The sequence below is a fragment of the Cellulomonas sp. SG140 genome, assembly GCF_025770785.1.
GTDB lineage: Bacteria > Actinomycetota > Actinomycetes > Actinomycetales > Cellulomonadaceae > Cellulomonas.
This window is the reverse complement of the sequence record NZ_JANZLA010000002.1, coordinates 92,270-103,627: the sequence shown is the minus strand read 5'-3', so window position 1 is coordinate 103,627 and position 11,358 is coordinate 92,270. Positions and strand designations below refer to the sequence as shown.

Below are 11,358 nucleotides of genomic sequence, written 5' to 3'. Positions count from 1 at the left end.
GCTCCTTCGTCCTCGTGCAGATGCCCGGTCCGCCGCCGGTGCACCCTCGGCCGGGGCACCGTCGTCCGGGCCCCGATCCATCGTGCGCCGGGATGGCGCGGTACGCGGGTCAGCCGGCCACGACGCCCGACAGGTGGGCGACGCACAGGTCCGGCTCGGCGAAGGGGTGCAGCCGGTCGACCCTGACGTCCCCGCCCCACACCTGCACCGCACCCTGCATGAGGCCCAGGTGCACGGGGCAGACGACGGAGGTCTGGGCTGTCGCCACCTCGAGGAACGGGCAGCGGCGCAGGCCGACCCGCCGGTTGTGGTCCGGGCCACCGTCGAGGAGGACCGGGTCGAAGTCGAGCTCGTCGAGCAGCGTCAGCAGGGCGCCCACCGGTCGATCACCCGGTCCCTCTGCCGGTTCCCCCGACGTGGCCGCCGCCTCGCGGCCCCACGCCCGACCCGCCTCGAGCGCCCGCTCCCCGGCGTCCGGCACACCGTCCAGCGCCCCCGCCAGTGCACGTGCCAGCTGCCCGTACCGGCGCGGTCCGGCGCGGTCCATCCCGGGGGCCGCGGCGAAGAGCAGCGCCGGCCGGCCCGGCACGCCTCGCTCGCCGTCCACCCGCTCCACCAGGCCGGCCGCCAGCAGCGCCTCGAGGTGGAACCGCACCGTGTTCGGGTGCACGCCCAGGTCACGGGCGAGCTCGGCGCTGCCGAGCGGTCGGCCCGCCTCCCGCAGACGCTCGAGCACCTGCCGCCGCCGCCCCGAGCGGTCCGTCCGCCCGTCGGCCGGCTCCGGCGCAGCGTCCGCACGCCCGTGCTGGTCGCCCGGCACGTCGGGCCTCAGGCGCCGGTGTCCGATACCGGCAGGCCGGCGACGAGCGGCGTGTCGACGCCGAGCGCGCCGAGCTTTCCCGCCCCGCCCGGCGATCCGAGCGGTGCCGAGCGGCCCGGCAGCGGGTCGGCGAAGAAGGCCGCGTTGTCCTGCAGGTACGCCCGCTCCGCGTCCGGCAGGTCGTCCTCGTAGTAGATCGCCTCGGTGGGGCACACCGGTTCGCAGGCGCCGCAGTCCACGCACTCGTCGGGGTGGATGTACAGCGTGCGAGCACCCTCGTAGATGCAGTCGACGGGGCACTCGTCCACGCAGGCGCGGTCCTTGACGTCCACGCACGGCGATCCGATCACGTAGGTCATGCGACGGAGTTTACACAAGTCGACGTTGTATAAACCCGCCAGGCGCGTTTCCTCAGGCGCGGACCAGACCGCCGTCGGCGGTCACCAGGTCGGCGTCCGCGTCGTCGAACCAGCGGCCGTGCTCCCCGAGGTAGCGGAACCGCACGTCGGTCCCGGCCGGCACTGTGACCGAGGTGCTGGCGGTGCCGTTGGAGCGCCGGCGCAGCACGTGCACACCCGGTGTCCAGTCGTTGAACGTCCCGACGACGCTGACCGACCCGTCGAGCTGCGCGAGCGGCAGCGCGAACGTGAGCGTGCAGGTGGCGGACTTGGCGGAGCGCGACTTCTTCAGCATGGGTGATCGATCCCTCGTCAGGCCGTGCGACCCCGGGGCGACGGTCGCGGGGCGAGGGTGGCGTGCCGGCCGCTCGTCGGGGAACCGGACACGCCGCCGGAGACGAGGATGCGACACGGATCACACCCGCACCTGGGCGGACGGGAGGAGGATCGGAGCACCGACGTCGCAAGGGAGCAACCATGGGAAGCAAGCGTGAGCACGGCCACCGCGGCCCCTCGATCGGCCGGCTCGTCGTCCTCGCACTGGCCGCCGCGGCCGTCGTCAAGGAGCTGCGCACCCCGGCCGACCAGCGCACCTGGCACGGCGAGGTCGTCGGCTTCGTGCCCTACGACTTCCGGCCGCCGACCGTCGCACGGTTCAAGGAGCGGATCTGGGACCCGAAGGGCGACCACCTGCTCAGCCCGCAGGTGTTCGGCGTCGGCTGGACGGTCAACGTCGGACGCGTCGTCGAGCTGGTGCGGCGGAAGATCGAGGCCTGAGACGCGTTGAGGCGGACATGAAGACCATCGGCTTCCTGTCCTTCGGCCACTGGACCCCGTCGCCCGCCTCGCAGACCCGATCGGCCTCCGACGCGCTGCTGCAGTCGATCGACCTGGCCGTCGCCGCCGAGGAGCTGGGCGCCGACGGCGCCTACTTCCGGGTGCACCACTTCGCCCGGCAGCTCGGCTCGCCGTTCCCGCTGCTCGCCGCGGTCGGCGCCCGCACCGGTCGCATCGAGATCGGCACCGCGGTGATCGACATGCGGTACGAGAACCCGATGTACATGGCGGAGGACGCGGGGGCCGCCGACCTGATCGCCGGCGGTCGGCTGCAGCTCGGAATCAGCCGCGGGTCACCGGAGCAGGTGCTCGACGGGTTCCGGTACTTCGGCTACGAGCCGCCGGAGGGCAGCACGGACGCCGACATGGCGCGCGCCCGCGCCGAGACCTTCCTGCAGGTGGTGGCCGGTGCCGCTTTCGCGCAGCCGAACCCCCGGCCGATGTTCCCCAACCCGGCCGGGCTGCTGCGGCTCGAGCCGTACTCCCCCGGTCTGCGGGACCGGATCTGGTGGGGCGCCGGGTCCAACGCCACCGCGCAGTGGGCCGCGGAGCAGGGCATGAACCTGATGAGCTCCACGCTGAAGAACGACGAGAGCGGTCAGCCGTTCCACGTGCAGCAGGCGGACCAGATCCGGCTGTTCCGCGAGGCCTGGAAGGCGGCCGGGCACGAGCGGGAGCCGCGAGTGTCGGTCAGCCGCAGCATCTTCGCCCTGGTGGACGACCGGGACCGGACCTACTTCGGGCACGGGTCGGAGGACGAGGACCAGATCGGCAACATCGACGCGACCACGCGGGCCATCTTCGGCCGCAGCTACGCCGCCGAGCCGGACGTGCTGATCGAGCAGCTGCGCGGCGACGAGGCGATCGCCGACGCCGACACCCTGCTGCTGACGGTGCCCAACCAGCTCGGCGTCGACTACAACGCGCACGTGATCGAGTCGATCCTCACGCACGTCGCACCGGCGCTCGGGTGGCGCTGACAAGGGGCTGACGGGAAGCGCCGCGGGCCAGGCGTCAGGGCTGGACGACGACGCGGTCCCGTCCGCGCCACTTGGCCTGCAGCAGCATGCTGTCCGCTCGCGCCAGCAGGGACAGCGGCACGTCGTCGGAGCGCACCAGCGCGCCACCGCCCGAGACGGTCACGGGCTCGGCCCGGCCGAACCGCTCCATCCGGATGCTCGCCACCATGGCGCGCAGCTGCTCCCCCACCGCCTCGAGGCCGCCCACGTCGGAGCACGGCACCACGACGACGAACTCCTCGCCACCGAAACGCGCCAGGTCGCACCCGTCGGGTGCAGCCAGCCGCAGGCTGACGGCGACGGCGCGCAGCACCTCGTCGCCGGCCAGGTGCCCGAGCGCGTCGTTGACCTGCTTGAACCGGTCGAGGTCCAGCAGCAGCACCCCGAAGGCGGCAGACGGGTCCTCGCGCCACGCCGCCAGGCGCTCCTCCAACCGGCGGTCCAGGTACCGGCGGTTGCCGAGCCCGGTGAGCGCGTCGTGGCTCGCCGTCTGGTCCAGCTCGTCGATCCGCTGCCGGTCGGCACGGTGCTCGGAGTCGTCGCTGAACACCTCCACGGCGCCGATCACCTCGCCGTCGAGGTCGCGCAGCGCGGTCGCGCGCACCCGCACCGGCACCAGATGACCGTCGCGGTGGTGCAGCAGCACGCGGCACGCGCGCGGCTCGCCGTCCAGCATGGTGAGCGCGAGCGGGCACCGCCCTGGTCCGCACATCGAGACACCGGCGTCGTCGACGTGGTTGAGCAGACCGTCGCCGCACCAGCGCCCGACCGCCTCGGCGGCCGTGCGGCCGGTCAGCGCCTCGGCCGCATCGTTCCAGTACTGGATGCGCCGCTCGCGGTCCACGACGTAGACCGCCTCGGACAGCTGCTGGAGCACCTGGGTGTGCAGCCCGGCGGGGAGCCCGGCGGCGACCCCGGTGCGGGGCCCGGCGGGGATGCCGGACGCCGTCGGCGACCCAGCGCCCGTACCCTCCGGCAACCCGCACCACCTCTGACGCCCGCATCGGACCAGGACGGAGGAACCGTGCCGGCTTTAGCGTCACTACATCGGCATCTGCGCGGCTGCTGCACCGGACCTAGGTCCCGGACGGCGGCTCTGACGGTTTCTCACCCGCCCCACGGGCCACGTAGGCCCACGACGCCACGACCAGCACCACCGTCGACGCGACGACCGCGGTCAGCACCGGACCGACCCACGTGACGGGGATGAGGAAGAAGACGTCGAGGTCGGTGAGCCTCGCCGGCCAGCCGTCGAGCACGCGCAGGAACAGGTAGTACGTCAGGTCCCACACCGCGAAGGCGATGAAGAAGGCGGCCAGCCGCCTCCGGAGCGTGTCGGCCGCCAGCACCGCGACCGCGAGCAGCATCAGCAGCGTGGCCGCCTCCCGTGCGACCTCCACCTGGGTGAGCGCCGGGTCGACCAGCACGGTGTGCTCCGGCCGCACGAAGGCGATCACCCGCAGGTCGAGGTAGACGTGCTGCGCGGCCACCTCGTAGCCGGCGTGGTAGCCGATCACCCGGCGCAGGTAGTGCACCACGGCCGCCTCGACGTACCCGAAGCCGGTGCCGAACAGCAGCAGCGCCGCCCACCGGACCCAGACGGATGCGCGCGACCCCCGTCGGTGCGCCGCCACGAGACCACCTCCGATCGTCGTCCCGCCCATCGTGCCGCGCTCCGCCCGTCGCGTGCGTCACCTTCACCGGGCGCGGCAGCTCCCTCAGACGGCCGGCGCCCAGGGGCGCCGCGCCGGCGCCGGTCGGTCGAGCGTCGCCCACGCCTCCGCGATCCGCTGGACCGCGGTGACCAGCACGGGTTCCGGCTCGCCGAAGGTCAGCCGCAGCCGGTCGTCGAAGGTGCCGTCGGTCCCGAAGGCCGTGCCCGGCACGAGATGGACGCCGCACGCGGGGCCGCGCAGCGCGAGCGCCGTGGAGGCCGGCGCCCCGAGGTCCACCCACAGGCTGAGGCCACCCGCCGGGGGCCGCGCGCTCCAGCCCGGCAGGTGGGTGCCGAGCAGCCGGAGCAGCACGTCGCGCTGGCGCCGCAGCTCTGCACGACGACGCGCGAGGATCGTGTGCCGCTCGGCGAGCAGGCGCACCAGCACCAGCTGGTCGAGCACCGACGTGCCGACGTCCATGCTCGCTCGGCGGGCAGCGAGCCGGGCGACGAGCTCGGGGTGCGCACGCACCCAGCCGACGCGGAGGCCGCCCCAGTACGCCTTCGAGCTGGAGCCGATGCCGATCACGGCGCGACCGTCGCCGGCCACCAGGGACGGCGCGGGATCGCCGAACGCGAGCTCCGAGAATGCCTCGTCGACCACGAGCGGCACCCCGGCGCGCGCCAGCACGCCCCGCACGGCGGAGCGGCTGTCCGCGTCCAGCACCGTCCCCGTGGGGTTCTGGAAGTCGGGGATCAGGTAGGTCAGGCGCGGGTCGGTCCGGGCGACGGTGGCCCGCAGCAGCTCGACGTCGACGCCGCCTCCGCCGACGGGTACCGGCACGGGCCGGGCACCGGCGGAGCGGACCGCCTCGATGGCCAGCGGGTAGGTCGGGTGCTCCAGCACCACGCGGTCGCCCCGGCCCGCGAGCAGCCCCGTGATCAGGTGGATCGCGTGCTGGGCACCGGTGGTGACCAGGATCTGCTCGCTGGTCGTCGGCACGCCGCGCTCGTCGTACCAGTCCGCGAGCGCCGCACGCAGGCTCGGCAGGCCGAACGAGCTGTAGCCGCGGCCGGCCACGTGGCGCAGGTCGTCCACGGCGGCCTCGCACGCGGCGGCGAGCTCGGGCGGCTGGCCGGGTGCCGCCTTCGTCAGGTCCAGCAGGTCCGCATCCGGCAGGTCGGAGAACCGGGGCGAGGGCCGCACCCCGCCGGGCAGCGCGGTGACGGTGCCGGAGCCCTGCCGGCTGACCAGGTAGCCCTCGCCCCGCAGCACGTCGTAGGCGGTGGACACCGTGGTCCGGGAGATGCCGAGCGCCGCCGCGAGCTCACGCTCCCCCGGCACTCGGGTGCGGGGCGGCAACGCGCCGGCGAGCACGGCTGACCGCAGCCCGTCGGCGAGCGCCGCGTACGCCGCCCCCGATCCGGCGCAGCCGTCCATCAGCGCCGCCACCCGGTCCGGTCCGACCCGTCGGTCGCTGCTCACGCGCACCAGGCCACTGTCGGGCAAGTGGCCCTGGAGCACAAGGCCACTTGTGTCGCAGGATCGCCGTCGTGACCACCGCGACCAGCCCCGTCGACGGCCGCCGCACCACCACCGGGCGGCTCCACCTTCGCCGCGGCGCCCAGCTCGCCGTCGGCCTGGCCCTCTACCCCGTGTCGATGGCCCTGCTGGTGCACGCGCGCCTCGGTGCGATGCCGTGGGACGTGCTGACGCTCGGCATCCGCCGCCACACGCCGCTCTCCTTCGGGCAGATCACCCTGGTGGTCTCCGTGCTGGTGCTCGCCGCGTGGTGGCCGCTGCGGCAGCGGCCCGGCATCGGGACGATCGCGAACGTGGCGGTGATCGGTGTGCTCGTCGACCCGGTGCTCAGGCTCCTGGACCTGCTGCCGCACCTGTCCCTGACGTGGCGCGCAGCGATGCTGCTGGCCGGGGTCGCGCTGAACGCCCTGGCGACGGCGCTGTACATCGGGGCCCGGCTGGGTCCGGGGCCGCGCGACGGCCTGATGACCGGGCTGGTCGCCCGCACGGGCTGGTCGGTGCGGGTGGTCCGGACGTCCATCGAGGTCGGCGTGGTGCTGCTCGGCTGGCTGCTGGGAGGTGCCCTGGGCGTCGGCACGCTGGTGTACGCCGTCGGGGTCGGGCCCCTGGTGCACCCGTTGCTGGCGCGGCTGACGGTGCGCGCGGGCGCCTGACGGCCGGCCCGCGCGGCTGGCGGCTGCGCGCTACTCGATGACCGCGAACAGCAGGCCGCCGAGCATCGCCATGTTCTTCTGGAACTGGAGCTTCTGGGCGGCCCGCTTGGCCGGGTCGTCGATCCTCCAGTAGGGGTGCCCGGCGACCGACGTCGGCAGCAACGAGGCCGCGAGCACGGCGGCGGACGTGCGGGGCAGGATGCCGAGCGCGAGCGTCGCACCCGCGACCAGCTGGGCCGCACCGTTGGCCTTCACCAGGGCTTCGTCGTCCACGGGCAGAGGCACCACCTTGCGCAGGGTGTCCAGCGTGCCGGCTGCGAGGTCCACGCGACCGCCTGGCTCCTTGACCACCGCGTACCCGGCCTCGACGAAGAGCCAGCCGGTCAGTCCGCGCGCCGCGGTGCGCAGCACCGCACGTCCCGCCGTACCCAGCACCGACCGATCTCCGCGAGCACCCGACATCTGGCTGACCTCCGCTCCGGCACCGCCGCTCGACGATGCGGCCACCATCGTCTCTCGACCGCCCGCGACGGCGCGCCTCGGGCCGTCGCGGGGGCGGTCCGCCCGCCCGACGGGTCGGCGTGGGAACCCCGCGGCACACTGACGAGATGGACGACGGGGACGGTGCGGACGCCGCGCTCGACGACGCAGCCCGCACCACGTACCGCTACCTCCGCGTCTCGGTCGTCGCGCTCACCCTGCTGCTGGCCGTCTCCCTCACCCTTGAGATCAGCCGTGGCGGGGAGCGGTTCGGGTCGATCAGCGGGTACTACTACTCCCCCGTCCGCAGCGTGCTGGTGGGCACCCTCATGGCGATCGGCCCGGCGCTGATCGCCATCAAGGGCCGCCCCGGCTGGGAGGACGCGCTGCTCGACCTCGCCGGCATGGCGGTGCCGGTGGTCGCGTTCGTCCCGACGCCGCGCGACCTGGGCCCCGTGGTCTGCGGCGCGGGGACCACCAGCTGCGTACCGCCGGAGTACCTGCCGGCCGTGCGCAACAACGTGACGGCCCTGCTGGTGGTCGGCGCCCTGGCGCTCGCCGTCACGTGGTGGGGCGCCCGACGACGGGGCCGTCCGGCTACCGTCGGGCTGACCGCCGCGAGCGCGGCCTGGCTGGTGGTCACGGTGTGGTTCGTCGTCGCACCGCACCCGTTCCTGAGGATGGGTCACTACGCGGCCGCGCTCGTGTTCTTCCTGCTCACGGCTTCGGTCGCGTGGCTCGCCGGTCGACGAGCCGGCGACCGGACGGACCTGCGCCTGATGTCGCCGGACCGGTACGGCCGGGCGTACCGCGCGATCGCCACCCTGATCCTGGGGACCCTCGTCGTCGGCGCCGGCGTGGTGGGCGGCGCCCGGCTGCTGGACCTCCGGCCCTGGTTCGGCACGGTCTTCGTGGTCGAGTCGGTCCTGCTGGTGCTCTTCGTCGCGTTCTGGGTGCTGCAGACCGCCGAGAACTGGGACGACGAGGCCGTCGAGCACTGCCCACCGGCGGCTCCCTGAGAATCGGGCACGGGACCGGCCCGGTGGAGGCGATCCCACCGGGCCGGTCGCGTGCCGTCAGAGCCGAGCGAACAAGGTCAGCCGTCGGCCCCCGCCGCAAGGGCGGCTGCCGGGGACGCCGGCGCCGCACCGGCACCCGCCCCGGCGTCGGTGTCCGGCCCCGCGTCGGCGCCCGGCACCTGGTCGGGCATCAGCACCGTGGCGTCACCCGGGTAGGGCGTGGTGAACCCGTTGCCGGAGTACCAGACGTCGCGGTTGCCCTGCGCCATGTTGACCATGTCCTCCGACTTCCAGTCCTGCTTGGCGGACCACTGGGCCCAGGCCGCCTGCAGCGCCGACGTGGTGGACCCCTTCGCTGCGGTGCTGGTCGACGCAGGCGCCGGTGCCGCGCCCGGCTGCGGGTTCGTCTCCGTCAGGGAGACGTTGCTCGGCAGCGCGGTGTACGGGGTCAGGTCCGGCTTGTCGGTGAACGCGTCGTACATCGGCTCCGCCGTCAGGTCCTCCTGGTTCATCGGCGGGAGACCGAGGATCTGCTCGATGGTCCGCATCACGTTCAGCTGGCTGTAGTACGTGTGCACCACGGCGCCGCGCTTCGCGTACGGGCTGACCACCAGGGTGGGGTTGCGGTGCCCGTCGACGTGGTCGACCCCGTTCTGGGAGTCGTCCTCGACCACGAAGATCGCGCTGCTCTTCCAGTACGGGCTGTGCGAGATGGTGTCGACGATGCGGCCGACGGCCAGGTCGTTGTCCGCCACGTGGGCCTCGGGGGTGATGCCGCCCGGCGTGGTGCCGGCCGTGTGGTCGTTCATCACCCACAGCATGTTCAGCGCCGGCAGGTTGCCGTTCTTCACGTACTGGGCGAAGTCGTTGCCGAACATCGCGGCGCGGTACTGGTCGGGGATGTTGAGGTCGAAGTTGGGGAAGTCCGGCTTGGTGACCGCGGCGAGCGACGGGATGTCGGTCTTGGCGGTGTAGGTGCCCAGCGGGTAGTTCAGCGAGCCGGTCGCCGATCCGTCGAGCACGTGGGAGTCGGCCAGCCACTTGGTCCAGCTGCCGGACGTGGTGCCCTTGCCGCTCGCGTCGGTGTAGCCGTCGATCTGCTCGCCCCAGTTGGTCACCGACTTGCCGTGCGAGACGGCGTCGTCCCAGATCCAGCCCGTCTTCACGTCGGAGAGCGGGTCACCGGTCTGGTAGGAGCGGGTGTAGTTGCCGTACATCTGCTGCATGTAGCTGTTGACGAACGCCTGGTCGAGCCAGTGGTGCCCCTCGGCCGAGTTGGTGCCGTCCGAGTAGAGGTTGTCGATCAGCGGGAACGTGGTCGCCAGCGAGTGGATGTTCGGGGTGATCCGCTGCCCGAACTGGGCCAGGCTCGCGTCGCCGTTGCCCTTCGCCACGTCGCCGAGCACCTGGTCGTAGGTGCGGTTCTCCTTCACGATGAGGAACACGTGCTGGATGGTCGACGGGTCGCCGATCCGCACCGGGACCGCGACGGGTGCCGCCTTCTTCTTGTCCGCCGTCTGGTTGCGCTTGTCGAGGTCGTTCCACTGGTTGTTGCGGAACACCTGCTCGGTGTCGGTGGCCATCTGCGCCGGGGTCGGCGTCGCGATCGTCTGCACCGTGCCGACGAAGTTGTAGCCGAGGTGCGACGTGGCGGGCGTGGTGCCGACGCCCTCGGCGACGGTGCCGTCCGGACCCACCGAGCCGATGCCCTGCTCGCTCGCCACCACCAGCTTGCCGAGGGCGGCGTCCTGCGCGATGCCCGTCGGGAAGGACCCGGTCGGGATCAGACCCTCGAAGGTGGGCTGCGCGTACGCGTCCTGGTAGCCGTAGACGGCCACCGCGTTGTCCCGGCCCAGGCTGACCGCCAGGTGCGTCGGGTCGAGCATGGTCAGGCCGTTCGGCTGGGCACCGAACGGTGCGCCCGGCGCCGGGTTGGCGCTGAACGTGCGGGCGACCTGCTGCTTGACGGTGTCGATGCTGGTCACCGAGTCGTCGTCGGTGTTCGCGACGAGCACGGTGGGACCGACGGCGAGCAGCGCGCTCGGCTCCAGCCCCACGGCGAAGGTCTTCACCTGGGTGCCCGAGCCGAGGTCGACCTCCGAGACCGTGCCGGTGGTCGGGGCCGCGTTGTGGTCGGTGACGATCGCCGTGCCGTACGACGTGTCGGTCTGGTCGCCCGGCTGGGCCGGCCGGCCGCCCTGGTTGCTCACGTACGCCTTGCCGCCGACGGCGACCACACCGTTCGGCACGTTGCCGACCGGGATCTGCTTCACGAGCGTGTTGCTGGCCGGGTCGACCACACCGAGCGTGCCGTTGGCGCTCAACGTGACGAGCAGCGTGCCGTCCGGAGCCCACGCGAGGCCGGCCGGCACCGCCTTGCGGCCGCCGGTACCGGGCAGGGCGACCGTGACGGGGGTGCCGAGGGTGCCGTCGGCGTTGACCGGGAACCGCTGCAGATCAGCAGGGCGGGCCGCCCAGAGGTACTTGCCGTCGGGCGAGTACACGATCCCGCCGTCGGAGATCTTCCCGCTGCCGGTCTGCTGCAGCACCTTGCCGCTCACCAGGTCGAACACCGTGACGATGCCGGTGGTGGCACCACCCGTGTTGAGGGCGGCCGCCGTCTTGCCGTCCGGGCGCAGGGCCAGGCCGAAGGGCCGGCCGGTCTCCTTGATCACGTCGCCCACCGGCGTGACGAACTGGTTGGTCTGGGTCAGGTACGACCCGTCGGCCTGCTTGCCGACCGTGCGGTGCGCGAGCGGCGAGTTGCCGAACGCTCCGTCCGCATAGGCGGCGCCGGTGCCGACCGCGGCGGCGAGGAGTGCCGCGGTCACCACCGTCGCCGGTCGGATGAGCTTGCGCTCGAACATGGGTGCTCCCGTCGTCAGGGCTGGGGATGCTCGCCGCGGCATCGAGGCCGGCAGCACTGCGACGCTAG

General features: G+C 73.2%; 12 protein-coding genes. 4 read left to right on the top strand and 8 right to left on the bottom strand.

Going from position 1 to position 11,358, the window contains the following annotated elements; translation table 11 throughout:
* Positions 1-109 precede the first annotated feature (109 nt).
* Genes N0B34_RS04280 through N0B34_RS04270 form a run of 3 tightly spaced genes read right to left on the bottom strand, consistent with a single transcriptional unit; the run spans position 110 to position 1,513 of the window.
* Entirely contained in the window at positions 110-820 is a 711-nt protein-coding gene (locus tag N0B34_RS04280; protein ID WP_263730068.1) for a helix-turn-helix transcriptional regulator, read from the bottom strand.
* An 8-nt stretch (positions 821-828) separates the two neighbouring features.
* Positions 829-1,179 (bottom strand): ferredoxin, encoded by a 351-nt coding sequence (fdxA, locus tag N0B34_RS04275; RefSeq protein WP_263730066.1) that lies wholly within the window; start codon positions 1,177-1,179, stop codon positions 829-831.
* A gap of 52 nt (positions 1,180-1,231) precedes the next feature.
* A complete protein-coding gene (locus N0B34_RS04270; RefSeq protein ID WP_263730065.1) occupies positions 1,232-1,513 on the bottom strand; it encodes an isoamylase early set domain-containing protein in 282 nt (93 codons plus the stop codon).
* A gap of 182 nt (positions 1,514-1,695) precedes the next feature.
* Between N0B34_RS04270 and N0B34_RS04265 the strand changes: the two genes are divergently transcribed.
* Positions 1,696-1,995, top strand: coding sequence for a DUF5808 domain-containing protein (locus N0B34_RS04265; RefSeq protein ID WP_263730064.1), 300 nt, complete (start codon positions 1,696-1,698; stop codon positions 1,993-1,995).
* A gap of 17 nt (positions 1,996-2,012) precedes the next feature.
* A complete protein-coding gene (locus N0B34_RS04260) occupies positions 2,013-3,035 on the top strand; it encodes an LLM class flavin-dependent oxidoreductase (RefSeq protein ID WP_263730063.1) in 1,023 nt (340 codons plus the stop codon).
* A 34-nt stretch (positions 3,036-3,069) separates the two neighbouring features.
* Here the strand turns inward: N0B34_RS04260 and N0B34_RS04255 are convergent, their stop codons facing one another.
* From N0B34_RS04255 to N0B34_RS04245, 3 genes are all read right to left on the bottom strand, one after another.
* Complete coding sequence (locus N0B34_RS04255; protein ID WP_263730062.1) at positions 3,070-4,053, bottom strand: GGDEF domain-containing protein; 984 nt, start codon at positions 4,051-4,053, stop codon at positions 3,070-3,072.
* Between the two features lie 97 nt (positions 4,054-4,150).
* Positions 4,151-4,708: a hypothetical protein gene (locus N0B34_RS04250; protein WP_263730061.1), complete on the bottom strand. Its 558-nt coding sequence runs from the start codon at positions 4,706-4,708 to the stop codon at positions 4,151-4,153.
* 84 nt (positions 4,709-4,792) lie between these two features.
* Positions 4,793-6,220, bottom strand: coding sequence for a PLP-dependent aminotransferase family protein (locus tag N0B34_RS04245; protein WP_263730059.1), 1,428 nt, complete (start codon positions 6,218-6,220; stop codon positions 4,793-4,795).
* A gap of 62 nt (positions 6,221-6,282) precedes the next feature.
* On the opposite strand from N0B34_RS04245, the gene N0B34_RS04240 reads away from it, so the two are divergent.
* Positions 6,283-6,924 (top strand): YczE/YyaS/YitT family protein, encoded by a 642-nt coding sequence (locus tag N0B34_RS04240; protein WP_263730058.1) that lies wholly within the window; start codon positions 6,283-6,285, stop codon positions 6,922-6,924.
* Between the two features lie 30 nt (positions 6,925-6,954).
* Here N0B34_RS04240 and N0B34_RS04235 read toward each other — a convergent pair whose 3' ends face one another.
* Positions 6,955-7,434 carry a DoxX family protein gene (locus N0B34_RS04235; RefSeq protein WP_263730056.1) on the bottom strand — a complete coding sequence of 160 codons (480 nt, stop codon included), beginning with the start codon at positions 7,432-7,434 and terminating at the stop codon, positions 6,955-6,957.
* A gap of 98 nt (positions 7,435-7,532) precedes the next feature.
* Here N0B34_RS04235 and N0B34_RS04230 point away from each other — a divergent pair, with 98 nt between their 5' ends.
* Positions 7,533-8,423 (top strand): hypothetical protein, encoded by an 891-nt coding sequence (locus tag N0B34_RS04230; protein WP_263730054.1) that lies wholly within the window; start codon positions 7,533-7,535, stop codon positions 8,421-8,423.
* A gap of 77 nt (positions 8,424-8,500) precedes the next feature.
* Here the strand turns inward: N0B34_RS04230 and N0B34_RS04225 are convergent, their stop codons facing one another.
* Entirely contained in the window at positions 8,501-11,290 is a 2,790-nt protein-coding gene (locus N0B34_RS04225; RefSeq protein ID WP_263730053.1) for a bifunctional YncE family protein/alkaline phosphatase family protein, read from the bottom strand.
* Positions 11,291-11,358: the final 68 nt, after the last annotated feature.